Origin of the sequence: Nocardioides aurantiacus, assembly GCF_003752505.1 — a bacterium.
In the GTDB taxonomy this organism is placed as follows: Bacteria; Actinomycetota; Actinomycetes; order Propionibacteriales; family Nocardioidaceae; genus Marmoricola; species Marmoricola aurantiacus.
Window position 1 is genome coordinate 2,770,770 of record NZ_RKHO01000001.1, and the last position, 24,043, is coordinate 2,794,812.

General features: G+C 71.0%; 23 protein-coding genes and 1 pseudogene. 11 read left to right on the top strand and 13 right to left on the bottom strand.

Features of this window, described 5'->3' with window-relative positions; all coding sequences use genetic code 11:
* Positions 1 to 9 precede the first annotated feature (9 nt).
* The 5 genes from EDD33_RS13430 to EDD33_RS13450 all read left to right on the top strand — a co-directional run bounded on the left by EDD33_RS13430 (position 10) and on the right by EDD33_RS13450 (position 6,483).
* On the top strand, positions 10 to 1,515 hold the full coding sequence (locus tag EDD33_RS13430) for an ABC transporter permease (RefSeq protein ID WP_246003511.1): 1,506 nt from the start codon (positions 10 to 12) through the stop codon (positions 1,513 to 1,515).
* Positions 1,512 to 2,537, top strand: a complete 1,026-nt coding sequence (locus EDD33_RS13435) for an ABC transporter ATP-binding protein (protein ID WP_123391464.1) — start codon at positions 1,512 to 1,514, stop codon at positions 2,535 to 2,537. The genes EDD33_RS13430 and EDD33_RS13435 overlap by 4 nt, the downstream gene beginning before the upstream one ends.
* Positions 2,534 to 5,119, top strand: coding sequence for an AMP-binding protein (locus EDD33_RS13440; RefSeq protein ID WP_123391465.1), 2,586 nt, complete (start codon positions 2,534 to 2,536; stop codon positions 5,117 to 5,119). The genes EDD33_RS13435 and EDD33_RS13440 overlap by 4 nt, the downstream gene beginning before the upstream one ends.
* Positions 5,119 to 6,081 (top strand): arsenic resistance protein, encoded by a 963-nt coding sequence (locus EDD33_RS13445; protein ID WP_123391466.1) that lies wholly within the window; start codon positions 5,119 to 5,121, stop codon positions 6,079 to 6,081. The genes EDD33_RS13440 and EDD33_RS13445 overlap by 1 nt, the downstream gene beginning before the upstream one ends.
* 63 nt (positions 6,082 to 6,144) lie before the next feature.
* On the top strand, positions 6,145 to 6,483 hold the full coding sequence (locus EDD33_RS13450) for a DF family (seleno)protein (RefSeq protein WP_123391467.1): 339 nt from the start codon (positions 6,145 to 6,147) through the stop codon (positions 6,481 to 6,483).
* A gap of 1,023 nt (positions 6,484 to 7,506) precedes the next feature.
* Here EDD33_RS13450 and EDD33_RS13455 read toward each other — a convergent pair.
* Positions 7,507 to 8,649 (bottom strand): TDT family transporter, encoded by a 1,143-nt coding sequence (locus tag EDD33_RS13455; RefSeq protein ID WP_123391469.1) that lies wholly within the window; start codon positions 8,647 to 8,649, stop codon positions 7,507 to 7,509.
* Positions 8,650 to 8,741: 92 nt separating this feature from the next.
* Between EDD33_RS13455 and EDD33_RS13460 the strand changes: the two genes are divergently transcribed.
* Positions 8,742 to 9,668: a LysR family transcriptional regulator gene (locus EDD33_RS13460; protein ID WP_123391470.1), complete on the top strand. Its 927-nt coding sequence runs from the start codon at positions 8,742 to 8,744 to the stop codon at positions 9,666 to 9,668.
* Positions 9,669 to 10,449: 781 nt separating this feature from the next.
* Here the strand turns inward: EDD33_RS13460 and EDD33_RS13465 are convergent.
* The 9 genes and pseudogenes from EDD33_RS13465 to trxA all read right to left on the bottom strand — a co-directional run bounded on the left by EDD33_RS13465 (position 10,450) and on the right by trxA (position 17,468).
* Positions 10,450 to 12,654, bottom strand: coding sequence for a phospholipase D-like domain-containing protein (locus EDD33_RS13465; protein WP_170169824.1), 2,205 nt, complete (start codon positions 12,652 to 12,654; stop codon positions 10,450 to 10,452).
* On the bottom strand, positions 12,641 to 13,006 hold the full coding sequence (locus EDD33_RS20710; protein ID WP_281274171.1) for a YgaP family membrane protein: 366 nt from the start codon (positions 13,004 to 13,006) through the stop codon (positions 12,641 to 12,643). Before EDD33_RS20710 ends, EDD33_RS13465 begins: the two co-directional genes overlap by 14 nt.
* Positions 12,919 to 13,230, bottom strand: a pseudogene (locus EDD33_RS13470) (rhodanese-like domain-containing protein); the annotation flags it as partial. The pseudogene EDD33_RS13470 and the gene EDD33_RS20710, both read right to left, overlap by 88 nt.
* An 82-nt stretch (positions 13,231 to 13,312) precedes the next feature.
* The gene (locus tag EDD33_RS13475) at positions 13,313 to 14,152 is read right to left on the bottom strand and encodes a sulfite exporter TauE/SafE family protein (RefSeq protein WP_123391472.1); all 840 of its coding nucleotides are present in this window, start codon (positions 14,150 to 14,152) and stop codon (positions 13,313 to 13,315) included.
* Positions 14,149 to 15,552 carry an MBL fold metallo-hydrolase gene (locus EDD33_RS13480; RefSeq protein WP_123391473.1) on the bottom strand — a complete coding sequence of 468 codons (1,404 nt, stop codon included), beginning with the start codon at positions 15,550 to 15,552 and terminating at the stop codon, positions 14,149 to 14,151. Before EDD33_RS13480 ends, EDD33_RS13475 begins: the two co-directional genes overlap by 4 nt.
* 42 nt (positions 15,553 to 15,594) lie before the next feature.
* The gene (locus tag EDD33_RS13485) at positions 15,595 to 15,924 is read right to left on the bottom strand and encodes a rhodanese-like domain-containing protein (protein ID WP_123391474.1); all 330 of its coding nucleotides are present in this window, start codon (positions 15,922 to 15,924) and stop codon (positions 15,595 to 15,597) included.
* A gap of 466 nt (positions 15,925 to 16,390) precedes the next feature.
* Complete coding sequence (locus tag EDD33_RS13490; RefSeq protein ID WP_123391475.1) at positions 16,391 to 16,654, bottom strand: metal-sensitive transcriptional regulator; 264 nt, start codon at positions 16,652 to 16,654, stop codon at positions 16,391 to 16,393.
* Positions 16,654 to 17,073, bottom strand: coding sequence for a DUF302 domain-containing protein (locus tag EDD33_RS13495; RefSeq protein ID WP_123391477.1), 420 nt, complete (start codon positions 17,071 to 17,073; stop codon positions 16,654 to 16,656). The genes EDD33_RS13490 and EDD33_RS13495 overlap by 1 nt, the downstream gene beginning before the upstream one ends.
* Positions 17,073 to 17,468, bottom strand: a complete 396-nt coding sequence (trxA, locus tag EDD33_RS13500; RefSeq protein WP_123393421.1) for a thioredoxin — start codon at positions 17,466 to 17,468, stop codon at positions 17,073 to 17,075. The genes EDD33_RS13495 and trxA overlap by 1 nt, the downstream gene beginning before the upstream one ends.
* A 246-nt stretch (positions 17,469 to 17,714) precedes the next feature.
* On the opposite strand from trxA, the gene EDD33_RS13505 reads away from it, so the two are divergent.
* From EDD33_RS13505 to EDD33_RS13520, 4 genes are all read left to right on the top strand, one after another.
* A complete protein-coding gene (locus EDD33_RS13505) occupies positions 17,715 to 17,903 on the top strand; it encodes a hypothetical protein (protein ID WP_123391478.1) in 189 nt (62 codons plus the stop codon).
* Positions 17,896 to 18,513: a class I SAM-dependent methyltransferase gene (locus tag EDD33_RS13510; RefSeq protein ID WP_123391479.1), complete on the top strand. Its 618-nt coding sequence runs from the start codon at positions 17,896 to 17,898 to the stop codon at positions 18,511 to 18,513. The genes EDD33_RS13505 and EDD33_RS13510 overlap by 8 nt, the downstream gene beginning before the upstream one ends.
* 349 nt (positions 18,514 to 18,862) lie before the next feature.
* Positions 18,863 to 20,119, top strand: a complete 1,257-nt coding sequence (nhaA, locus tag EDD33_RS13515; protein ID WP_246003512.1) for a Na+/H+ antiporter NhaA — start codon at positions 18,863 to 18,865, stop codon at positions 20,117 to 20,119.
* Positions 20,120 to 20,203: 84 nt separating this feature from the next.
* Positions 20,204 to 20,881, top strand: coding sequence for a DUF2238 domain-containing protein (locus EDD33_RS13520; RefSeq protein ID WP_123391481.1), 678 nt, complete (start codon positions 20,204 to 20,206; stop codon positions 20,879 to 20,881).
* 10 nt (positions 20,882 to 20,891) lie between these two features.
* Here the strand turns inward: EDD33_RS13520 and EDD33_RS13525 are convergent, their stop codons facing one another.
* Genes EDD33_RS13525 through EDD33_RS13535 form a run of 3 tightly spaced genes read right to left on the bottom strand, consistent with a single transcriptional unit; the run spans position 20,892 to position 22,863 of the window.
* Positions 20,892 to 21,356 carry an arsenate-mycothiol transferase ArsC gene (locus tag EDD33_RS13525; protein WP_123391482.1) on the bottom strand — a complete coding sequence of 155 codons (465 nt, stop codon included), beginning with the start codon at positions 21,354 to 21,356 and terminating at the stop codon, positions 20,892 to 20,894.
* Positions 21,353 to 22,477 (bottom strand): ACR3 family arsenite efflux transporter, encoded by a 1,125-nt coding sequence (arsB, locus tag EDD33_RS13530; protein ID WP_123391484.1) that lies wholly within the window; start codon positions 22,475 to 22,477, stop codon positions 21,353 to 21,355. Before arsB ends, EDD33_RS13525 begins: the two co-directional genes overlap by 4 nt.
* A complete protein-coding gene (locus EDD33_RS13535) occupies positions 22,474 to 22,863 on the bottom strand; it encodes an ArsR/SmtB family transcription factor (protein ID WP_246003513.1) in 390 nt (129 codons plus the stop codon). Before EDD33_RS13535 ends, arsB begins: the two co-directional genes overlap by 4 nt.
* A gap of 388 nt (positions 22,864 to 23,251) precedes the next feature.
* Between EDD33_RS13535 and EDD33_RS13540 the strand changes: the two genes are divergently transcribed.
* Positions 23,252 to 24,028 carry a phosphotransferase enzyme family protein gene (locus EDD33_RS13540; RefSeq protein WP_123391486.1) on the top strand — a complete coding sequence of 259 codons (777 nt, stop codon included), beginning with the start codon at positions 23,252 to 23,254 and terminating at the stop codon, positions 24,026 to 24,028.
* Positions 24,029 to 24,043 lie beyond the last annotated feature (15 nt).

Below are 24,043 nucleotides of genomic sequence, written 5' to 3' on the forward strand. Positions count from 1 at the left end.
CGGCCACCGGTGCTGGTGACACTGGCGGCCGTCCTGGTCGCCCTGCTCGCCGTGGTGCCGCTGGCGTACGTCGTGTGGTCCTCCCTCACCCTCGGCCCGTCCGAGACCTGGCGCCTGCTCGCCCGCCCCCGGGTCGGTGAGCTGCTGGGCAACACCCTGGCGCTGCTGGCGGGCACCATGCTGCTCAGCACGCTGCTTGGGGTGGGGTGCGCGTGGCTGGTCGAGCGCACCGACCTGCCGCGGCCGGGTCTGTGGCACGTGCTCTTCGTCGCGCCGTTGGCGGTGCCAGCGTTCGTCAACAGCTACGGCTGGGTCTCGCTCACCCACGACGTCCAGGGGTACGCCGGGGCGCTGCTGGTCGTCTCGCTCTCCTACCTGCCCCTGGTCTACCTGCCGACCGTGGCCGCGCTGCGCACCCTCGACCCCGCCCTGGAGGAGGTCGCGCACGCGCTGGGCCACGACCGTCGTGCCACCTTCGTCCGCGTCGTGCTCCCCGGGATCGCGCCGGGCGTGCTGGGCGGGGCCCTGCTGGTGGGCCTGCACGTCCTGGCCGAGTTCGGCGCGTTGCAGATGCTGCGCTTCCCGACTCTGACCACGGCCATCTACGACCAGTACCGCTCCGCCTTCAGCAGCTCGTCGGCCAACGTCCTCGCCGGCGTGCTCGTCCTGGGGTGCCTCCTGCTCCTGCTGGCCGAGCTGTCGCTGCGCGGCGACACCGCGCTGTGGCGGGTCGGAAGTGGCAGCGCCCGCCGGGCCGAGCGGGTTCGCCTGGGCAGGTCCCGCCCGGTCGCCCTGGCGGCGTCGAGCCTCCTGGTGGTCCTGTCCCTAGGGGTCCCGCTCGCCAGCCTGGTGCGGTGGCTCGTGGTGGGCTCGTCGACCGCCTTCCCGGTGGGCGAGCTGCTGGGCGCCACCGTGACCACGGCCGCGCTCGGCCTCATGGCTGCCGCGGTGGCGGTGGCCATGGCCCTGCCCGTGGTGTGGCTCGCGGTGCGGCACCGGGGCCGCTGGTCCGACCTGGTGGAGCGAGCAACGTTCACCGCCCACGCCCTGCCCGGCATCGTCGTGGCGCTGGCCCTGGTGGCGGTCTCGATCCGCTCGGTGCGCCCGCTCTACCAGACCCTGCCGCTGCTGCTGGTCGGCTACGCCATCCTCTTCCTGCCCCGCGCCGTGGTCAGCATCCGCAGCAGCCTTGAGCACGCGCAGCCGGTGCTCGACGACGTCGCGGCCAGCCTCGGGACCCGACCGGCGCTGACCCTGGTGCGCGTCACGCTGCCGCTGCTGCGCGATGGGCTCGGGGCCGGCGCAGCGCTGGTCTTCCTCGCAGTCTCCACCGAGCTGACCGCCACGCTCCTGCTCGCCCCCATCGGCACCGCCACCCTGGCCACCCAGTTCTGGTCCGCGAGCTCGGCTGCGTCCTACGGTGCGGCCGCGCCGTACGCCCTGCTGCTAGTGCTCGTCTCGCTGCCCGCCACGTGGCTGCTCAGCCGCCAGACCCGAAGGAGGTCCAAGCCATGAGCAGCGTGACCGCGACCGGGGTGCGCATGCGCTTCGGCAGCACCGAGGTGCTCAAGGGCCTCGACCTCCGGGTCGAGGACGGCGAGGTCATGGCGGTCCTCGGGCCCTCCGGCTGCGGCAAGACGACGCTGCTCCGGATCGTCGCCGGGTTCCTGGCCCCCACCGCCGGCGAGATCCGGCTCGGCGAGGCGATCGTGGCCGACGGCACCACGGTCGTCCCACCGTGGCGGCGACGCGTGGGCTACGTCCCCCAGGAGGGTGCGCTGTTCCCCCACCTCGACGTACGCCGCAACATCCTGTTCGGCCTCCCGCGGCGCGAACGCACCGAGCAGCGGCTCGAGGAGATGCTCGAGCTGGCCGAGCTCCCCCGCGAACTGGCCGGGGCGTTCCCCCGAGAGCTCTCCGGGGGCCAGCAGCAGCGCGTGGCCCTGGCCCGCGCACTGGCGCCCCGCCCGCGCGTCGTGCTGCTCGACGAGCCGTTCTCCTCCCTCGACGCCGCCCTGCGCGCCAGCGCCGGCCGCGAGGTGATGGCCGTGCTGCGCCACGCCGGCTCGACGGGCCTGCTCGTCACCCACGACCAGGCCGAGGCGCTCTCGCTCGCCGACCGGGTCGCGGTGATGGACGCCGGCACTATCCGCCAGGTCGCCCGACCCCAGGAGCTGTACGCCGCACCTTCCGACGTCCGCGTCGGGTCCCTCGTCGGCGAGGCCACCGTGCTGCGCGGCCGGCTCGAGGGCTCGGTGCTGCGGTCCGTGCTGGGCACCACCGTCCTGCCGGCGCCGCCGACCACCGCGGCGGGTGAGGTCAGCTTCCTGGTGCGTCCCGAGCAGGTGCGCCTCGTCGAGGACACCGAGACCAGCGGCATGGTCCGAGATGTGGTCTTCCACGGCCCGTTCGCCGTCGTCCGCGTCGTCATGGTCGACGGCACGGTCGTCACCGTCCGGGTCGCGCCGACCGCGGTGCCCGACCGCGGGACGACGGTCGGGCTGCACCTCGACGGGGTCGCGGGGGTGTTCGCATGACCACGCTGCGGGGCGAGTCCGCGACCGGCATACGCCCGCTCGACCGGTCGCCGCTGGGAGACCTGGCGCGGTTCGGCGACGCGCCAGCGCTCGTCGCGGACGGCCTGGTGCTGAGCCACGCCGACCTCGCCGCGCGGGTCCACGACCGGGCGGGCCTGCTCGGTCGCACGCGGCGACTTGTGCTGCTCGAGTGCCGCAACGACATCGAGACCGTGGTCACCTACCTGGCCGCCCTCGCCGGCCACCACCCCGTGCTGCTCACCGGCCCCGCCTGCCGCCGCGACGACCTGGTCGCCACCTACCGTCCCGGCGTCGTGGCCACTGGCAACCAGCTCGAGGAGCTGTCCGAGCCCGCCCACGACCTCCACCCCGACCTCGCGGTGCTGCTGAGCACCTCGGGATCCACGGGCTCGCCCAAGCTGGTGCGGCTGTCCCGGGACAACCTGCGCAGCAACGCGACCAGCATCGCCGACTACCTGCGACTCACCTCCGACGACCGCGCGGCCACCACCCTGCCGCTGCAGTACTGCTACGGCCTGTCGGTCCTCAACAGCCACCTCCTGGTCGGCGCGAGCGTGCTGCTGACGCAGCGCTCGGTGGTCGAGGAGGAGTTCTGGGCGGAGTTCGGCGACGCGGGCGCCACCTCGTTGGCCGGGGTGCCCCACCACTTCGACCTCCTCGACTCCTCGGGCTTCTCCGACCGAGACCTGCCCCACCTCCGCACCGTCACCCAGGCCGGGGGTCGACTGCCGGCTCCCACCGCACGTCGGTACGCCGAGCTGGGCCGCGAGCGCGGATTCGACCTGATGATGATGTACGGCCAGACCGAGGCCACCGCACGCATCGCCTACCTGCCTCCCCACCTCGCCGCCGAGCGACCCGAGTGCATCGGCATCCCGATCCCCGGTGGTTCGCTGCGCATCGACGGCGACCTCGGCGACGGCGTCGGAGAGCTGGTGTACGACGGCGACAACGTCATGCTCGGGTACGCCGAGCGGGCCGCGGACCTCGCGCTCGGTCGCACCGTGCACGAGCTGCGCACCGGTGACCTGGCCCGCCAGCACGAGGACGGCCTGTTCGAGGTCGTCGGCCGCCGCAGCCGCTTTGTCAAGCTGTTCGGCCTGCGCGTCGACCTCGACCGGTTGGAGCAGCTGGCGGCCGACGCCGGTCTCGAGCTCCTCGCCCTCGGCACCGACGACCGCCTGCACCTGGGCGTCACCAGCCACCGCGACGCCGCGTGGGCCCGCGAGGCGGCCGGTCGGCTCGGCCTCCCGCCCCACGTCGTGGAGACCCACATGCTCGTCTTTCTCCCCCGCACCGCCTCCGGCAAGCCCGACCGTGCCTCGCTGCAGCGCCACGTCGCGGCGGCACCGGCGGTCGCGCCAGCGGCCGGCGACCCCGTCGGTGAGGTCTCGGCGGCCCGGGTTCGCGACCTCTGCGCCCACCTCCTCGGCCGCCCCGACGCCGGCGAGACCGACAGCTTCGTAACGCTCGGAGGTGACTCGCTGTCCTACGTCGAGGTCTCGCTACGCCTCGGACAGCTCCTCGGCAACCTCCCCCGCGACTGGGCCACGCTGTCGATGCAGGAGCTGGCCGCCACGACAGCTGCCCCCCGCCGCCGTCGGTGGCTCCGGGCCGTGGAGACGCCCCTGGTGCTGCGCGCCGCCGCCATCGTGCTGGTGATCGGCACCCACGCCAACCTGCTGACCGTCATGGGCGGGGCCCACGTCTTGCTCGCCCTTGTCGGCTACAACCTCGCCCGGTTCCAGCTCGCGTCACCCGACCAGGCCGGTCGCCGCCGCAGCCTGCTCCGCGCCGCCCGCAACGTGGCCGTCCCCTCCGCATTGTGGATCGCCGGCGTCGGCGCTGTCACCGGCACCTACGACGTGTCGACCGCGCTGCTGCTCAACAACCTCGTCGGGTCCGACACGTGGGACCTGCGCTGGCAGTTCTGGTTCCTCGAGGTCGTGGTGTGGTCACTGGTCGGCACCGCTGCGCTCGTCTCCGTGCCGGCACTCGACCGGTTCGAGCGAGCCCGGCCGTACGCCGCGGCACTGTTCCTCCTCGCCTCGACCGCAGCCCTGCGCTGGGGGCTGGTGGGCCTCGAGGCCGGCCCCACGGAGCGGTACGCCCTCCCGGTCGTGCTGTGGTGCCTCGCTCTGGGCTGGCTCGCCGCCCGTGCCCGCACGACCGGCGCTCGGGTGGTCACCTCGGTCGCTGCCGTGGTCACCTGCTACGGCTTCTTCGGCGACCCGGTGCGGGAGGCGCTGGTCGCGGCCGGCGTGACGGTGCTGGTGTGGCTCCCCCGGCTCCACCTGCCGGCCGTCGCCGTACCCGCGCTCAGCGCCGTCGCCGCCTCGTCGCTGTTCACCTACCTCACCCACTGGCAGGTCTACCCCCACCTCGAGGTGGACCACCCGTTGCTCGCCACACTGGCGTCCTTCGCCGTCGGTTTGCTCTGCTGGCGGGCTTACGGCTCTGTCACCGCCCAGTTCACACGCGCCTGTCGCATCGACGTGAGACGCCAACGTGTGCCAGTCCGCCGCGCACAGCGCACTCCGACAGCGAGCAGATCCGCATAATGCGCCTGCTTGAGACCGCCGAGAAGCACCAGATCGCGCTGTACCTGGCCGCCATCGGCGCCGCGTTCGCCTTCGGGGTCTTCACCCCCGAGACCACCGGCGAGGCGATCGAGCACGCCATCGAACCCGTCCTCGCCGCGCTGCTGTTCGCGACGTTCCTTCAGGTCCCGTTCCTCGACCTGGCCGCCAGCCTCCGCGACGCCCGGTTCCTGGCCGCCGTCCTGGTCCTCAACTTCGTCCTCGGCCCAGCGGTGGTGTTGGTCCTGGTCCAGCTGCTCCCAAGCGACCAGGCCATCCTGGTCGGGGTGCTGCTGGTGCTACTGACCCCGTGCATCGACTACGTCATCGTGTTCACCGACGTCGCCGGCGGCTCCGCAGAACACCTCGTCGCCGCCGCACCCCTGCTGATGCTCCTCCAGCTGCTCCTGCTGCCGATCTACCTATACCTGTTCGTCGGTCCCGGCCTTGCCGAGGTCGTCGACCCGAAACCGTTCGTGCGGGCGTTCGTCGTCCTCGTCGCCGTCCCGCTCACCCTCGCCGCACTCACCCAAGGACTCGCCAGCCGCTTCACCGCCGCCCGCACGCTCGAGACCGTCATGGCGGCGCTGATGGTCCCTCTGATGATGGCCACCCTGTTCGCTGTCGTCGCCTCCCAGATCAGCGACATCACCTCCCGGTTCGCCGACGTCGCAGCCATCGTCCCGATCTATCTCACCTGGTTCGTCGTGATGGCCGGCATCGGAACCGTCGTGGGACACGCTTTCAAGCTCGACCCTCCCCGTTCCATCGCCCTCACGTTCTCCGGCGCCACTCGCAACTCCCTGGTTGTCCTGCCCCTGGCGCTCGCGCTGCCGGAGGAGTACTCGCTCGCTGCGATAGTGGTGGTGACCCAGACCCTGGTCGAGCTCATCGCGATGATCAGCTACACGCGCGCGGTCCCCCGACTCACCGTCACCCGGTGACCCGGCGCCGTGCGGGTAGGACGACGCGGCCGTCCCCTACCCCCAGACGGATACGTTCGGGAGGTGACTTCCTCGAACGCAGCCGCTGACCTCTCGGTCGAGCTGCTCGTCGTACCCGACTGCCCGCACGAGGTCACCGCCCGCGACATGGTTGAAACCGTGCTCAACGACCTTGAGGTCCGTGCCCGCATCAGCACGACCGTCGTCGACAGTGACGAACAGGCCCGGGATATCGATTTCGTCGGGTCGCCGACGTTCCTCATCAACGGCCAAGACCCGTTCGCCGACCCGGAAGCTACGGTCGGGCTCGCCTGCCGGATGTACCGCACGCCCCACGGCATCGACGGGTTGCCGCCGCTGTCGTCTCTGCGCGAAGCGATACGCAGGGCAGCTACCTGCTGAACGGTGTCTCAACGTCTCGTCGAGTCGTCGCCTCCAGGACGCAGCGCCACCCACAAACCGCATCGACGACAGATGTACGCGCCTTCACCGAGCGCGTGCAGCGACCGACGCGGCTTGCTGCGACCGCAACACGAGCAATACTCAGTGCTGGGTTCCATAAGCTGATGTTGTCACGACATTGGCGCAGACTGCCTGCTCGAGACCACGGTCAGGCGTGCGCGATGCCCAGTTTGACGGTGAGGCCCCGCACTCCGGTAGCGACGTCATCCCGGCCGAGTTCGTGCGCGGTCAGCACCCCCTGCGCGTCGCTCCGGGGGTTTGTTGGTGTCCCGCTCGTTGATGACGACCGAGCACGGGGGGACCCGCGCTTCCCGGCCAAGCAGATGCCATGAGACCGCGGCCGTCCTCGGTTGTGTCGCATCCCAGCAACGACCCGCCGGCACCAGCAGGCCGTGTGACTCGTTCAGTCAGGGGACTTGGTGAGAACTTTCTTTACTCCGTCAAGGCACCGGCTCCGCCGGTGCCGCGCCCGGACTGCGGGCGGCGCTAGCGCGCCGTCCTCGCCGGCCGCATGCCGCTCCCCGTACAGACGTGAAGAGCCTCTCCCCCACTCGCGACAGACGACAACCCCCGGATCGAGACCCGAGGGCTGCCGAAAGGACGAATTGAGTTGTCTCAGGCGGTGACAGCGGCTTCCCCGCCGCTGGTCAGAATCACTTGGATTCCTTCACCGTCGTCTTCGGGTTCGCCTTGCCGTGATTCGACGTGACATAGCGACCCGAGATCGCGCTGCGGTGCTTGCCACCGCCGGCTCTTCGGCTCCTGGGTCGACACCTGGCTCACATGGGTGTTTCCCCCTCGCCCTCTAGACACTCCTGCTGTGGGGACTGCCATCGCTGCGTCACTTCAGAGTCTCGACTGGACCCGGCACCCGACATCGCCGGTCGCGGGCGATTCGACCGCTCGGACACGTCATCACACCCCAGGAAGCGTCGGCAGCGCTGGCGACATCGCCGAAACGAGTCATGCAGGAGTGCGCAGTAGGTGGCCGGAGAACACGCCAAGCCCAGTACGCAGCGTCACCACGCCCCACGCAACCAAGAGCCCGATGTAGAAGACAACTGCGGCGGTCACCAGCAAGTGCGCACCCGTGATGGCGGCCAGGCCTGACGTCCCGGTAACGACCGTGCCAACTGGGAAGGTGAAGGACCACCAGGTCAGCGAGAACGGCATCCCTGCGCGCACGGTGCGGATCGTGATGGCGATCGCAAGCGCCAGCCACAGCATGGCGAACCCCCACATGGGTGCGCCGTAGACGAGTCCCATGGCCTCGAACGCGCGCCCGTACGGCGCGGGGTAGACGCCGGTTGCTGTCGCCCCCAGGGTGTGCGCGGCGGTGATCGACTGGCCGAGCGGGCCGAGCACGATCCACAGCGTGGGCACCGCAGCAGCGGCCCCGACCTTGTGGTGCACCAGCCGGGTCCAGATCATCGTGATCACGACCAGGCTGGCCACGATGGTCAGGCCGAACATCATCGTGCAGGCCAGCTGCATGGTGAGCTGCCACTGACCGGCGGGCAGGTGGGGCAGCAGCAGCGGGCCGGTGGCCGCGCTCACCATGGGCGGCACGATCGGCATCAGCCAACCACCGAAGGCGGCATCCGGCTTCACCTCGTGGGTGGTGAAGGCCTTGTAGGGCACGGCGACCGCTGTCCAGAGACCGAGCAGGGTGCCCGCGGTCCAGAGCACGAAGTCCATACCGACCGCTGTCCCCTGACCGACCAGCGGCTGACCGACCAACAGGGCACCTGCACCGACAGTCATCAGCGCCATCGCCGGGGCGCCGTAGAAGTGCGACATCGCCGGGTTGTCGAGGTGGCCCCGCGCGGCGCGAGGGTGCTGCGTCCAGTGAACGATCGTCGCAGCACTGATGACGGCGAGCAGGAGCACGTCGAGCACCCACACAGTCCGTGCGAACAGCAGCAGACCGGGGACCTTGACGGGCAACGTCGCGGCCGCGTTCGCGACGATGCCCGTGCCCATCACCGAGGCAAACCAGTTCGGGCCGATGAACCCGAACGCGGGCTGTCCCTCGAGAGCAGACAGGAAAGGACGACGGTCCGCGGGGCGCTCGGTGGTGCTGATGCGGGCTTGAAGAATGCTCATGACCAAAGTCTGCGAGCCCCGGCGGTGGGTCAGTAGACCCCGCCGAGTTGTGCATGCACAACCAGAGCTTGTGACTGCCGTAGGTTAGGCCTGTGCCCACTCCCCACCTCCCTGACCTCGATGCGCTACGGCTGCTGGTGGGCATCGCCCGGCACGGCAGCATCGGTGCCACGGCACGCACCAACGGCATCAGCCAGCAGGCCGCGTCCGAACGAGTGCGGGCGATGGAGGCCCAGACCGGACTGACCCTCGTGCGCCGCGGCGCACGTGGATCGCAACTCACCGAGGCCGGCGTGGTCGTCACCGAGTGGGCGGCGCGGCTACTGGACCTGGCCGACGAGGTAGACATCGCGATCGAAGGTCTGCGCGGCGACGTCAGCCGCGAGCTCGTGGTGTGGGCCAGCATGACGATCGCGGAGAGTCTGATCCCCCGCTGGCTGGTGCAATTGCGCCAACGACAGCTTGGCGAGGGCTACCTGGCCACGACAGTGAGTCTCAATGCCTCCAACAGCCGCGACGTAGTCGAGGCCGTACGCGAAGGAACAGCCCACGTGGGCTTCGTCGAAGGAGTCGAGGCGCCGGTCGGGGTGCGGTCGGTGACCGTCGCCCAGGACGAACTCTTCCTGGTCACCGCGGCCGGCACACCGCTGAGTCGGAGGCGCACTCCCCTGACGCCCGACGAGGTGGCACAGCTTGCGCTGACCAGTCGCGAAGAAGGCTCAGGCACCCGCGAGGTGCTCGAGATCGCCCTGGCCAAGCATGGCTTGGAGGTCGGCGACCCGGAGGTGGAGCTCACCACCGCGACCGCCATCCGTGAAGCGGTCCTGGCCGGCAGCGCGCCAGCGTTCCTCAGCCGGCGCGTCGTCGCGCGCGACGTGGACTCCGGGAACTTGAACGTCGTGGCAGTCATGGAACTCGACCTGCGACGGTACTTCCGCGCCATCTGGGTAGGAACCAAGAACCCGCCGGCAGGGTCCGTGCGTGACCTCGTCGCAATCGCGCGTGCCACTGAGCGCTGACCACCAGAGTGCCCACACCGCCTGATGTCCCACGAAATGAATTCCGAAGATCACGGACAAGCCGAGGTTGCGCTCGAGGGCCGGAGTTGACCCCGGGCCGCCTGCCCCTGCCAGCAAACGAGCACGCGTCCGCGACGACCCGGTCGGCCGCTTGAACGAGGCGGACGGCTCGTGAGGTGGGCCATCGGCACGGTCGGGGAACCAACGTCCACGCAGCCGGCTCTCGACAGCTGCGTTGCATCAGCAACTGAGCGCTCAGTCCGAGCAACAGATGCGCAGCATCCCCTGGCGCCCCAGTTTCCGGACCGAGAACGCCGCCTCAAGGCCGCTTCGCGTCGCTCCGCGATCGAGCAAGCTCGAGCCTTGACCCAGCGCCCCCGGTCCTGGTCTGGCGGCTATCAGGGAATACCGGAAGTGTGGACTGACATACGCCTGAGCCACCGTTTATGCCACCCCAATCAGCCCCAGAACCCGCCAAGCAGCCACGAAGCGATGAAAGCCGACTGCGTGCATAACTACAGGTCAACCCGACATCGCCACCGTTGGCGCCTCAACCCAGCCAACCACCGCTGCTAATCAGCGGGTTCGGGGTTCAAGTCCCTGCTGGCGCACCACGACCGAGGTCAGGTCCCTCCGGGGACCTGGCCTTCGTCGTTCCCCACCGCGTTGCCACCCCTGAGGCCATCCGGCCCCTCGCCGCGTAGGGCGTTCTCGAGCGCGCCGGCCGCGGCCTGGTCCACGGCACGACGTCCCAGGTAGGCGTCCTGGGTCACGGGCGTGGCTACCGGACCACCCTCACGACGACCTTCGCGACGTCGGTGCGGGTGCCGTCACCCGTCCATCGCGCGGAGACTGTCGCAGGCTTCAGGGAGCGGACCTTGGCGTTGCGGTGGGCGTGGACGGAGACCCTGACCGTGGTGAGCGCACCCGACGTGAGTGTGACCTGCAGTCCAGCTGCCGACTGCATCGCCGCGGTGACGTTCCTACCACCCCGGTAGTACCTGACCGTGGCGCCTCGGGGAGCTGCGCTGCCCGTGAGCGAGAACGTGTTGGTGACGTTGCCGTCGTTCTGGAACCGCGCGTAGAAGCTGCGCGCCTGGTTGCGTCGAGCGTTCAGGCTCCGAGCCTGGCCTGCACCGGTGCTGTTGTAGACGTTGCTCCCGGCGTACCCCGACCCGGGAGCCGTGCTGACCTGCGCGTCCGGCCGCTGGTCGCTGGGCTCGATCACCACCTCGGCCCTGGTCGTCGCACCCAGCGTCACGCCTCGCCCGGGTGCGCTGAGGACCACGCCGGCCGTCTCGGCGGCTTCGGGGGCGACGTCGCCGACGATGCGCAGCGGAAGCGTCTTCGAGGTCTCCCCGGGTGCGAAGCTCACCGTCCCCGGCGCCAGGACCACGTCGTTCCCCTGCACCGCTGTCCCCGACGACAGCGCGTAGCGGGCGGACGCCGCGATGCGTGTGTTCCCTTCGCGCGTCACCGTGAGTGGCACGGTTCCCGCGTCCTCGCCCACGCTGTGCGTCGCCGACCGGATGGTCACGACTGCAGGCGGCTCGACCACCGCGACCGGCGACATCGGGGCAGCTCCGGTGGTGCGGGTCAGCTTGTTGAAGAAGGCGACGTACTGGTTGTAGCCCGCCGCGTCGTCGTCGACCTGCAAGATCGTGTCGTCGTTGCGCAGCGACTGGTCCGCCCAGTTGTCCGACCCGGTCCAGATCGACGTGTGCTGGCCAGTGCTGGTGCGGTACGACGCGAACATGAGCTTGGTGTGGATGCGCGTGCCGTCGGCGTACACACCGGAGTGGATCGGGATCCCGGCCCTGCGCAGGATGCCCTCGACGCCGGCCCCCACCGATTCGCCCGCGACCACCACCACGGTGGCACCGGCGGCCTTCTTCGCGGCCAGGGCGCGTGCCAGCCACACCCCGCGCGTGTCGTGCCACGCGTACTGAGCCACGGCGATCGTGGTGCTGGCGTCGTCGGGGAGGCTCGCGATGCGCTGCCTCGCCGGGTCCGTGGTCTCGGTGGTGCCTGGCGCAGGGAAGAAGTAGGCACCACCCTTCTCGAACCTGGTGCTGACGAACGGGCTCGGCAGTGGAGCGTCCCTCATCTGCGCCGCGAAGACCCCCGTGTAGGCACCGAACACGTCTGCGCGGTTGGTGTGCACGTACATGTCGGAGTATTGGACCGTGGTCCCGTAGCCCGTCAGGTTGGTCGACCCGACCATGACGACGTGCGGCGTCCGTCCGACCTGGGAGAAGGTCCAGCTCTTCTGGTGGTTCACGCCGCTCGACCCACGGGCGGAACCACGGGTGAGGACGATGAACGACCGCCGGTCGATGTCGGTGCCCAGCACGGGGATCAGGCGCTTGGCCGGTGACCAGGCGCTCGAGTGACCGTTCAGGACGATGCGCACGTTGACGCCCCGGGCATGGGCCTTCAACAGCGCGGTCGCGACGTCGTCCAGGGTGAACGAGTAGCCCACGATGCGGATGGTGGCGCCGGCGGGCGTGTGGCCGATGTTGTCCAGGAGCCGCGTCACGACCTCGTTGCGCGTCGCCGTCGGGTCCCCGAACACCGGTCCGGCCACGGGGACGAAGCTGTCCCCGGTCGCGATCGCCGCGCCTGGTGCCGCCGCAGGGACGGCGCTGGCGACCGCGCCGGCATCCAAGGACGTCGCCGACAGCACGAGCGCCGCAGCGGTGACGTAGAGGCCCACCCGCCGGAGCGTCCGCCTCGGCAGGCCCTCGGGTCGTGGGGCAGGGAGCAGTGGCACCAGATGCGACCGTGATGCAGGTGGGTTCACGACGACGTCTCGAATTCGGGGGGGGCGGACTAGGATTCGGGCGAATGCCTCGAATAGGTCCAAACCGTAGCGGCGGCGCCGTCCGCAGTCCCGCTTTCCGTCACAGTGGCCGTTCCGGGTCCCCCAGCGCCGGCACGTCGACGCGGACCAGGTGCCACGACCCCGTGCGTCAGCCCCACGCACCGAGGACGTCGGCGATGTCGACCTCCTGGGCGCCACGGTTCCAGGGCATCGCGGACAGGGCCATCCCCATCGCGCACGTGTTGGTCATCGCGGCGACGGTCAGGCCGGAGCCGATCGCGGCGGCGATCCACTTCAGGCGCGGCGAGACGGTCGAGCCCAGCACGCTGGCGGCGACGGCTGATCCGGCCACGAGCCGAACCTGACGCTCGAGCTCCCAGGTCTGCCTGCCCGGTTGACGGGGGCGTCGACGGACTCCCAGCCGGTCATGCCGCCCGCCAGGACACGAAGGCCCGGTAGGCCGGTGGCGGCCAACGCCTGCTCGGCCTGCCCGGCGCGGGCGCCGGAGCGGCACACCAGGACCGTCTCACGTCCGAGACGGTCCGCGAGGTCTGATCGGTGCTCCCGCAGCAGGTCCAGCGGGACGTTGTAGGAGCCGGGGATGTGGACGCTCTCGAACTCCGCGGGGGTTCGTACGTCGATGATGCGCGGCGCGTCGGCTCCGTCCAGGCGATCGCGCAGCTCGGTCGCCTCGATGGCAGCCGGGACGGTGGTACGGACAGCGGTCTGGGGGGTCATGGCGTAGCCCTTCAGTTGGTTGGTTGGTTGGTTCGTCGGTTGATTGCTTGGTTGCTTGGTTGGTCGGTCGTGTCGAGGAGGGTCAGAACACGGCGGGGACGGCCTGCACCGCGGTGTAGACGGCGACGACGAGCAGCAGGGCGGTGAAGGCGGTCTGCAGCCGGTCGGTCCGGACCCGGCAGGCCAGGCGAGCGCCGAACCAGCCGCCGACGACGGCGAACACGCTCAGAGCGGCGACCAGGGCCCAGTCGGGCTGCGCGCCGTGGCCGGCGCGTACGACGAGCGCAGCCGCGGAGGTCATGGTGATGACGACCAGCGAGGTGCCGGCGGCCAGGTTCATGGGCAGGCCCAGGGCCAGCACCAGGGCCGGTACGACGAGGAAGCCGCCGCCGACGCCGAGGAACCCGGTCAGCAGGCCCACCACCGTGGCGGTGACGAGGACCTTCAGGGCCCGCGGGCACGCGCAGGCGAAGTGCGGGCTGAACGTGATGATCGGGTCGTCCAGCTGCGCCCGAGCCGCAGGCGCCTCACCGCGGCCGCCCGACCTCCGGGCACGCACCTGCCGCGTCGCCATGACGCCGGCGACCACGAGCAGCAGCACGGCGAACGCGGCCATCAGCACCGGCCCGGGGACCAGGGCCGAGGCCTTCGCGCCGAGTGCGGCGCCGGCGATGGCCACGACCCCGAAGGTGACGCCGCGGCCCAGCATCAGGTTGCCGGCGCGGTGCGCGGTGACCGCCCCGATCAGGGAGGTCAGCCCGACCACGACCAGCGACCCGGTCGTCGCCTGGCCGGGACCCTGCCCCAGGGCGTAGACCAGGACGGGGACGGCCAGGACCGACCCGCCGCCACCGAGTGCTCCCAGGCTGAGGCCGATGAGCAGCCCGGCGACGGCGGCGACGGCCAGGAGCTCCAGGCTCACGCCGCGTCGGGGCCGACGAGGTGCAGCCCGACCTCCTCGGCGTTGCCGAAGGAGTCGTCGATGGCGACCAGGGGAAGGCCGGCGGCGGCGAGGAACGAGGCGGCGACCGACGCGCGGTAGCCGCCGGCGCAGTGCACCCAGACCTCGCCGGCCGGCACGTCACCGAGCCGCGTGGGGAGCTCGTGGAGCGGGATGTTGACCGCGCCCTGGATGCGGGCCGAGGCGTGCTCGTCGGCACGACGGACGTCGAGGACGGTCACGTCGCGGTGGTGGCGCACCTGGGCGAGGTCGGCGAACGTCGCGGTCTGGAACGACCCCAGCTCGACGCCGGTGCCCTCGACCCAGTCGGCCGGGTCGCCGGTGGCGGCAGCCGCGGGACGGTCGATGCCGATCCGGACCAGCTCGCGCTGGGCGGCGGCGACGTCCGCAGGCGTCTCGCCGAGCAGGGTCACGGGGGTGCCCCACTCGATCAGCCAGCCGAGGTAGGTCGCGAAGCCGCCGTCGATGCCGAAGTTCAACGACCCGGGCACGTGACCGGCGGCGAAGACGGTGCGGTTGCGCAGGTCGACGACCCACTCCCCCGCCTCGATGCGTCGGCGCAGCTCGGCCGGGTCGGCCTGGGCGGGCGTCGAGAGGTCCGGCGCGGACGGGCCGGCGCTGTTGGCCGGCGCCATCTGGGCGTAGTACGCCGGGTAGGCGGCGAGCCCGGCGAGCAGGTCGCGGACGTAGGTCTCCTCGTCCGAGGTCAGCACCGGGTTGGCCGTCTTCTCCTGACCGATGGTCGAGGAGGTGGCGTCGGACTGGGTGGCCGAGCAGAACGACCCGAACCCGTGGGTCGGGAACACCTCGGCGGCGTCGGGGAGGGTCTCGGCCAGCCGGTGGGCCGAGGCGTGCTGGGCACGGACCAGCTCGTCGGTGTGCTCGTGGCCGAGCAGGTCGGGGCGACCGGTCGCACCGAACAGCAGGGAGCCGCCGGTGAACACGCCGATGCTCTCGCCGCTGGCGGCGTCGGCCAGCGCGTAGGACAGGTGGGTGAAGGTGTGGCCGGGCGTGGCCAGGGCGGTGACCCGCATCCGCGGGCCCACCTCGACGACCTCGTCGTCGGAGATCGGGGTGCGCTCGAAGGCGACGTCGTCGGCGCCGTTGACGAGGTACGCCGCCCCGGTGCGCTGCGCCAGCGCGAGCCCGCCGGTGACGTAGTCGTTGTGGATGTGGGTCTCGAAGACGTGGGTGAGGCGGACACCGTGCTCGTCGAGCAGGTCCAGGACCCGGTCGATGTCGCGCTGCGGATCGACGACGAAGGCGACCTCGCCGTCGTGCACGAGGTAGGAGCGGTCACCCAGCGTGGGGGTCTCGATCGGGACGATCGTGAGGTCGGTGGGGGTCGTGCTGCTGGTCATGGTGTCCTCCGAGGAGCGTGGTCGGTGGTGGTCGACAGGTGGTCAGCGGGGGTGGGCGCCGGTGACGACCTCGCGCCCGGAGCGGATCCAGCCCGAGGTGCCGCCGGCGACCGAGTAGGCGTCGAGGCCGCTGGCCACGAGGAGGTCGGTCATCGCGGCGCTGCGGTTGCCCGAGGCGCACACGACGTAGATCGGCGCGGTGCGGTCGAGCTCGGCCAGGCGGTTGCCCAGCTGGCTCATCGGCATCGGCTGCGCGCCGGGCACGTGGGCCTCGGCGTACTCGCTCGGCTCGCGGACGTCGATGACGGCGGCGCCGTCACGCATCGCGGTCTCGAGCTGGTCGAGGGTGATCTCGGGGGTCTGGGTGCTCATCGTCGGCTCCTGCCTCTGGGTGAGGGATACCTAGGGGGGTATCCGTTGTCGATACGTTAACACCCCCAGGGGTATCCATCAAACCGCGCCCCAGACCCCCGCGCGACCTCACCGGAGGACGCTCGAGGTCGACGTGGGACGAGTCCGCCCGGATCACTTCACGGGGCGGAGCACCAGCAGCGGCGGCGGGCTTCCGCGCCCGACTCACCGGCGGTGGCTCGACGACACGAGGACGTCCCTGAGCTGACGGGCCAGCGGCTGCGGCTCGGAGCGGCGCGCTGCGCGGAGTCCCCCAGGTCGCGATGGAGGTGCACCTGGGGGACGCGGGCCGGCGCGTCCGGGTCGGACAGGCAGGTCTTCGGGCGGGCGTTCAGGACCGCGAGCCGGGCCGGGTCGTCCCTGAGGGAGTCTGGAGCCGGTGGCGCAGCTGGCGGGCGGCGTCTCGGGGTCTGACGCGACTACCGCGTCAGGCCAGCGAGAGGAAGAGCTTCTCCATCTTCTTGACGTCGACGCCGTCGATGCCGTCGCCCTCGACCAGGCACTGCTGGAGGCCCGAGGCGACGATGGCGAACCCGGCCCGGTCCAGGGCCTTGGAGACGGCGGCGAGCTGGGTGACGACGTCCTCGCAGTCGCGGCCTTCCTCGAGCAGGCGCAGCACACCGGCCAGCTGACCCTGGGCCCGCTTGATGCGGTTGACGACCGGGGTCATCTTGGTGGGGTCGAGCTCCATCACTGCTCCTGCGGGGTCGTGGTCGGGGAGGTGAGGGCGGCGAGCATGGCGTCCAGTCGCTGCCGTGCATCGGCGGCGACGGTGTCGAGCCCACCTGAGGACGAGAGACCCATCATCGCGTGAGGGTCGAACGCCTCGACCACGGTGGTGTCGGCGTCGACCGAGCGGACCACGACGTTGCACGGCAGCACGGTGGCGATGGAGGGGTCGACCTGGAGCGCCTCGTAGGCCAGCGGAGGTCGGCACGCGCCGAGGATGACCTGGGCCGGGACGTCGACGTCGAGCTTGGCCTTGAGGGTGGCCTTGAGGTCGTTCTCGGTGAGGACGCCGAAGCCCTGGTCGGCCAGGCCCTCGCGGACCTCGGTGACCGCGGCGTCGTACGGCATCGCCAGGGTGGTGGACAGGGTGTAGTCGGCCATCAGGCACTCCTCGGGGTGGTGGACGCGGCCGTGGTGGACGCGGTGGTCGGCCCAGTCTGCTCGTCCTGGTCGGACTCGAGGGCACGCACCGCCTCGATGACCTGCGCGAGCGCCGGGGCGGGGAGCGCTCCGGGCTGCGAGAACACCAGCTGCCCGCCCTTGAACGCCATCAACGTGGGGATCGAGGTGATCTGCGCGGCACCGGCCAGGGCCGCCTCGGCCTCGGTGTCGACCTTGCCGAACACCACGTCGGGGTTGGCCGCGGACGCCTGCTCGTAGACGGGGGCGAACTGCCGGCACGGGCCGCACCAGGCAGCCCAGAAGTCGACCAGGACGATGTCGTTCTCGGCGATGGTGCGCTCGATGTTCGCGGCACCCAGGGTGGTGGTGGTCATCTGGATCTCCTCGTGATGCTCGTCGGCGGGGGCGACTCCACCACCGGTCATCGCTGCAACCAGCATACCCCCTACGGTATTTCCTCCGTAGCCTCGATGCCGCGACCGCGGTCGGTTCGGCGGACTTGGACTGGACGCCTCCTCGGGTGTTACGTTCGCGTCGAGAAGATACCCCTACGGGTATCTGTCTCGCCCACGACCGACCTGCAGCACCCGATCGCACCCTCGAGACCAAGGAGACCCGTCATGTGTCGTCCCGCCACCTGCAAGATCTGCGGCAAGACCACCTGGGCCGGCTGCGGCCAGCACATCGCCCAGGTCAAGGCCACCGTCCCGGCCTCGCAGTGGTGCCCGCGCAAGCACACCGCCGCCGAGCGCGCCGCCGCGGACCGCGGCTCGGGCAGCTTCCTGAGCCGCCTCTTCCGCCGTGGCTGAGACCAGCGGCAGCGCCCGGCACTGGGACACCGTCTACGCGACCAAGGACACCCGCACCGTCTCCTGGCACGAGGACGTCCCCACCACGTCGCTGCGCCTGATCGGTCCCCGGGGGTCCAGGACCAGCGTGGTCGACATCGGCGCCGGCGCCTCTCCCCTGGGCGACCACCTGGTCGCCCAGCGGTGGGAGCACGTGACCCTGCTCGACGTCTCCGACGAGGGCCTCGCCCTCACCCGCGAACGCCTCCGGCAGCACGCTCCGCACCCGGAGCTCGTCGTGAGCGACGTGCTCGACTGGTCTCCGGCCCGGCAGTACGACGTCTGGCACGACCGCGCCGTGCTGCACTTCCTGACCGATCCCGGCGACCGCGCCCGCTACGTCGACCTGGCCGCACGCACCGTGGCGCCGCAAGGACACCTCGTCGTGGGTGGGTTCGCCCCCGACGGACCCACCCACTGCTCCGGCCTCCCCACCGCCCAGCGCTCCGCCCACGAGCTCGCCCTCGAGTTCGCGGAGCACTTCACCCAGGTCGAGCTCGACACCGATACCCACACCACGCCCTCCGGGGCTGAGCAGGCCTTCGCGTGGGCGGTGCTGCAGCGCCGGTGACGAGCACGACCTCGCGGACTGCGCTGCGTCGAGGCCCAGCTCGATCGCTGTCCCCCGAGCCTGGGCCTGCGCTGATCGTCGGGGTCGACGACGCACGCGCCGTGCACGTCGAACGACTCAGCGGGGAGCTCCCCTCCGACTGGCGGGAGCGGGAGGGACCCCGGCCCACCGCGACGATTCGCCGCAGCCCCACGACGGACATAGGATCAGCCCCGGTGCGCCGGGAAGTCTGGTCGGCAATCATGTCGACGACCCCTGAGGAAGCCGCACCGTGCCATCACCGTCCGACCGCCGCCCTGTCCGGGCTTTCGCCCGCGGATCCTTCGCCGAGGCTACACGCGTCACCGAGGTGCTCCGCAAGGAGACCGTCGGAGGCGCGCTGCTGCTCGTCGGCACCGTCATCGCCCTCGTGTGGATCAACTCCCCCGTCGGGGACTCCTACACCGCCCTGCGTGACTTCGAGGTCGGCCCGGCCTCGCTCCACCTCGACCTGTCGTTGGGGACCTGGGCTGCAGACGGACTGCTCGCCATCTTCTTCTTCGTCGTCGGGCTCGAGCTCAAGCGCGAGTTCGTCGCCGGCGACCTCCGCGACCCCGCCCGCGCAGCACTTCCGATCCTGGCGGCGCTCGGCGGCGTCGCCGTACCCGCCGTGATCTACGTGCTGGTCAACCTGGGCACGGGGGGCGGCGCACTCAACGGCTGGGCCATCCCCACCGCCACCGACATCGCGTTCGCCCTGGCCATCCTGGCCATCATCAGCACCCACCTGCCCACAGGACTGCGGACGTTCCTGCTCACGCTCGCCGTGGTGGACGACCTCGTGGCTGTCACCATCATCGCGATCTTCTACACCGCCGACCTCCAGCTCCTCCCCCTCGCCGGCGCCCTGGTCCCCCTCGGCCTCTTCGCCCTCGCCGTGCAACGCCGCATCCGCTCGTGGTGGCTGCTGCTGCCCCTGGCCGCGGCGACCTGGGTCCTGGTCCACGAGTCCGGCGTGCACGCCACCGTGGCGGGCGTGCTGCTCGGCTTCACCGTCCCGGTCATCCGCTCCGCTGCTGCCGGGGGCCCCGACGCCGGCCCTGGTCTCGCAGAACACTTCGAGCACCGCATCCGGCCCATCTCCGCCGGCCTGGCCGTCCCGGTGTTCGCCTTCTTCGCCGCAGGCGTCGAGATCGGCGGCCTCTCCGGCCTGACCGAGTCCCTCACCGACCCCATCGCCCTGGGCATCATCGCCGGGCTGGTGCTCGGCAAGCCCATCGGGATCCTCGGCACCGCCTGGCTCACCGCCCGCTTCACCCACGCCACCCTCGACGACGAGCTGACCTGGCTCGACGTCCTGGGGGTCTCACTGCTCGGTGGCATCGGGTTCACCGTCTCGCTCCTCATCGGCGACCTCGCCTTCGGCGCCGGCAGCACCGCCGACGACCACGTGAAGGTCGGGATCCTCACCGGCTCCCTGGTCGCCGGCCTCCTGGCCGCGGTGCTCGTGAAGTCCCGTGACCGCGTGTACGAGCAGATGGCGGCCGACGAAGCGATCGACGCCGACGACGACGGCATCCCCGACGTCTACCAGCGCGAGCAGGAGGATCGCGATGCCGACCGCTGAGCACGACGCGCCCGCCCCTCCCGGCCGGCTGCTCCCCGCAGCGTCCGGGCCCGGTCGCACCACCACGCTCGAGCCGTGGCAGCCATGACGCCGCCGGAGGCGGTGCGGCACCCGGTGCCGCTGGCCGTGGCTACGGCGGACTTCGCGGCCAAGGCCGGGCTCGTCGTGCTGCTCGTGATGTCGATGATCTTCCCGGAGCTGGGCAACGTGGAGGACAAGGCGGCCGGCCTCCGGGCGGTCGCCTACCCGGCGCTGGCGTTCACCGTTCCCGTGATCTGGTGGGTGTGGTGGCGGGAACGATCCTCCTTCCCCTGGGTCGCCGACCTCATGATCACGTCCACGTGCTTCACCGACACCCTGGGCAACAGGCTCGACCTGTACGACTCCGTGGTGTGGTTCGACGACCTGATGCACCTGATGAACACCGGCCTGCTCACTGCCGCCGTCGTGCTCCTGACCATGCGGCACAGCTCGACCCTGGGCGCCGTCGTCGAGCGCTCACTGGCCTTCGGCGTCACCGCAGCGGTGTCGTGGGAGGTAGCCGAGTACTTCGCCTTCATCGCCAACTCCTCCGAGAAGCGCCACGCCTACACGGACACCCTCGGCGACCTGTCGCTCGGATCCCTGGGCTCGGTCCTGGGGGGCGTCCTGGTCCACCGCCTGTGGCGCCGAGGACTCCTCACCTCAGCGGCACCCCAGCTGGAACCCCGGACCCTGCCACCAGCACCTGAGTTTCCGGCTGTCGCGACGGCCCCCGGCTAGTGGTCAGGACCTAGACCGCACGCTCGAGCACGGAGGCCGGAAGCCGGATGCCGGGCACGAGCTCGGTGAGCATGGTCCGGACACGGCTGTCGAGGTCAGCGACCACGGCGCGTACACCGGCCTCGTCCTGGCCGCCGGGGTCGGCGACGGGCCAGTCGACGTACCGGACTCCCGGGACGTAGGGGCACTCCTCGCCGCAGCCGAGGGTGATGGCCACGGTGCTGGCTGCGATGGTCTCGCGGGTCAGCAGCTTCGGCTGCTCGGCGGAGGTGTCGAGCCCGAGCTTCTCGAGCACGTCGGCGACCTCGGGGTGGATGTGCTCCCCCGGCTGGGTGCCGGCCGAGAGGGCGGTCACCTGGCCGCCGGCGTAGTGCTCGGTGAGGACGCGGCTGATGACGGAGCGGCCGCCGTTGCGGACACAGGCGAAGACGACCTGCGGCACGTGGTTCGTGGCGACCGGATCGGTGGTGGTCATCGGTCGGCTCCAGCGGTGGTGTCGGTCGGGGTGGTCGTGCGTTCGCGGTAGAACCTGCGCGCCCACAGGCTCAGGTAGACGAGTGCGACCAGCGCCGGGACCTCGATCAGCGGGCCGACGACCCCGGCGAGCGCCTGCCCGGAGGTGACGCCGAAGACACCGATGGCCACCGCGATGGCGAGCTCGAAGTTGTTGCCGGCGGCGGTGAAGGAGACGGCCGTGGCGCGCTGGTAGTCGAACCCGAGCGCCTTGGTGAGCAGCATCGAGCCGCCCCACATGAGGGCGAAGTAGACGAGCAGGGGCAGCGCGATGCGAGCGACGTCGAGCGGTCGGGAGGTGATGGTGCCGCCCTGCAGCGCGAACAGGATGACGATGGTGAACAGCAGCCCGTAGAGCGCGGCCGGTCCGATCTTCGGCAGGAACCGGGACTCGTACCAGTCGCGACCCTTGGCCCGCTCCCCCAGCGTGCGGGTGAGGTAGCCGGCGAGCAGCGGGATGCCGAGGAACACCAGCACGGACTTCGCGATCCCCCAGACGGACACGTCGAGCGCGGCCTGCTCGAGGCCGAGCCAGCCGGGCAGGACCTGGAGGTAGAAGTAGCCCAGGACGGCGAAGGCGAGGATCTGGAAGACCGCGTTGATCGCGACCAGGATCGCGGCCGCCTCGCGGTCGCCGCAGGCCAGGTCGTTCCAGATCAGCACCATCGCGATGCAGCGGGCCAGCCCCACGATGATGAGGCCGGTGCGGTACTCCGGAAGGTCGGGCAGCAGCAGCCACGCCAGCGCGAACATCAGTGCCGGGCCGAGCACCCAGTTGAGGAAGATGGACGTGCCCAGCAGGCGCGTGTCGCGGGTGACGTGGCCGAGCTCGTCGTAGCGGACCTTCGCCAGGACCGGGTACATCATGATCAGCAGGCCGATGGCGATGGGCAGCGACACCGAGCCGATCTCGACTGCGGCCAACGCGTCGTCCATGCCGGGCACCAGCCGCCCGAGCAGGAGGCCGACGACCATGGCGACGCCGATCCACACCGGCAGGAACCGGTCGAGGGTCGACAGCTGGTGCAGCACGTCACCGTCGGGTGCGGACGGACGCTTCGTCTCGTTCACGGTGTCGCTCATGCCGGCACCCCGCTCGCGTCACCAGCAGCGGTGAACAGGTTGGCCAGCGCGGCCGTCGCGGCGGGCCGGGCGATGTAGAACACCCAGGTGCCGCGCTTCTCCCGGTCGAGCAGCCCGGCCTCGTGCAGCACCTTGAGGTGGTGGCTGATGGTGGGCTGGGACAGGTCGAAGTAGGGCAGCAGGTCGCACACGCACGCCTCCGCGCCTGCGTGGGAGAGCACGAGGGAGAGCAGACGCAGCCGCGCCGGGTCGGCGATGGCCTTGAGCATCGGCACCACCTGGGCGGCCGCCTCGGAGCTCAGCGGCTCGCGCGAGAGCGGCGTGCAGCACGCCAGGGCCTCATCGAGCGACGACAGGTCGGAGGGCGGAGTGCATGAGTTCGACACGCGTCTATCTTGACATGGATCGATACGGTGCCACCACCGGCATCGAGACCGCGCTGCGGGGAAGCGGCCAGGTGAGAGGTCTCTCATGCAGCACTCACCGGGACCTCATCCGATCCGTGGACCGTCCGTGCGTGCGAGCAACCCTGAGGTCTGGCCGTGACCGCGAGGACGTCTGCGGCTCGCGACTCCCACGCCCGGCCGGCGTCCAGGTGGCGCGGTGACGTCCACTCCCGCGTGGCGACCACACCTGCTCCGCAGGACCGGACGCCGCGGCCTGGCAGGTCCGACCGCGGCCGCGCTGGCGGACGTCGTGCCCCGGCCGGTCCTCGACTGGGTGAGGGGTGTCGTCCCGGACCCACGATGGGTGTCGACACCACCTCAGACGGGCATGGCTCGGGCGCGCGGCCGCGTGGTCCACCAGGTCGCCGACCGCGAGGGCGGCACGTGGTTCCTGAAGATCGAACCGCGAGCGACCGCGTGGGAACGAGAGGTCCGGGCGTACGACAGCTGGGGTCACGTCCCGGCCGGGTCCATGCCTGCCCTGGCAGCCTCCGACGAGACGCTGTCGACCATCCTCGTCAGCGCACTCCCGGGCCTCCCCTCCGACGGCAGCGACCTCGACCACTTCCGACAGGCCGGAGCATGGCTCGCCCAGTTCCACGGCGGCGAGGAGCCGCGGCCTCGGACGAGGTCGATCGCCCAGGCAGGTCGGACGCTCGATGCGATGCACCAGCGCTACCCCGGCGCGGTCGGCGAGGCGGCGTACACGTTCGCCCGCAGCGCCGTCCGGATGCTCGAGCAGCAACCGTCCCTGGAGCCTCTCGACATGCCGAGCCACGGCGACTTCCGCCCTCACAACTGGGTGACGGGCGCGACGAGCACGCTGGGAGTCATCGACTTCGGCGACTCCGGCTGGCACCCACCCACACGTGACCTCGCCGGGCTGTCCTACGCCTGGTGGCAGCGCACCCCTGGCGCCGAGCAGGCGTTCGTCGCCGGCTACGGCCGACCTCTCACCCGCAGCGAGGGCGTCGCTGTCCTCGCCCGCAACTGCCACCGTGCCCTGTTCGACATCTACGAGGGGCACCGCCTGGGAGTACGGCCCAGCATCCGCCGTGGCCGCCGGCGGCTCCGTGCACTGATGGCGGCGTCGTCGGAGACCTGAGGGGTGGTCCGAGGG

Coding starts and splice junctions, on each gene's coding strand:
- trxA (WP_123393421.1), bottom strand. CDS start 17,468: ATGACCACCACCACCCTGGGTGCCGCGAACATCGAGCGCACCATCGCC.
- EDD33_RS13455 (WP_123391469.1), bottom strand. CDS start 8,649: ATGAGCATTCTTCAAGCCCGCATCAGCACCACCGAGCGCCCCGCGGAC.
- EDD33_RS13525 (WP_123391482.1), bottom strand. CDS start 21,356: ATGACCACCACCGATCCGGTCGCCACGAACCACGTGCCGCAGGTCGTC.
- EDD33_RS13480 (WP_123391473.1), bottom strand. CDS start 15,552: ATGACCAGCAGCACGACCCCCACCGACCTCACGATCGTCCCGATCGAG.
- EDD33_RS13445 (WP_123391466.1), top strand. CDS start 5,119: ATGCGCCTGCTTGAGACCGCCGAGAAGCACCAGATCGCGCTGTACCTG.
- arsB (WP_123391484.1), bottom strand. CDS start 22,477: ATGAGCGACACCGTGAACGAGACGAAGCGTCCGTCCGCACCCGACGGT.
- EDD33_RS13485 (WP_123391474.1), bottom strand. CDS start 15,924: ATGAGCACCCAGACCCCCGAGATCACCCTCGACCAGCTCGAGACCGCG.
- EDD33_RS13440 (WP_123391465.1), top strand. CDS start 2,534: ATGACCACGCTGCGGGGCGAGTCCGCGACCGGCATACGCCCGCTCGAC.
- EDD33_RS13490 (WP_123391475.1), bottom strand. CDS start 16,654: ATGGAGCTCGACCCCACCAAGATGACCCCGGTCGTCAACCGCATCAAG.
- EDD33_RS13435 (WP_123391464.1), top strand. CDS start 1,512: ATGAGCAGCGTGACCGCGACCGGGGTGCGCATGCGCTTCGGCAGCACC.
- EDD33_RS13505 (WP_123391478.1), top strand. CDS start 17,715: ATGTGTCGTCCCGCCACCTGCAAGATCTGCGGCAAGACCACCTGGGCC.
- EDD33_RS13495 (WP_123391477.1), bottom strand. CDS start 17,073: ATGGCCGACTACACCCTGTCCACCACCCTGGCGATGCCGTACGACGCC.
- EDD33_RS13540 (WP_123391486.1), top strand. CDS start 23,252: ATGGCTCGGGCGCGCGGCCGCGTGGTCCACCAGGTCGCCGACCGCGAG.
- EDD33_RS13520 (WP_123391481.1), top strand. CDS start 20,204: ATGACGCCGCCGGAGGCGGTGCGGCACCCGGTGCCGCTGGCCGTGGCT.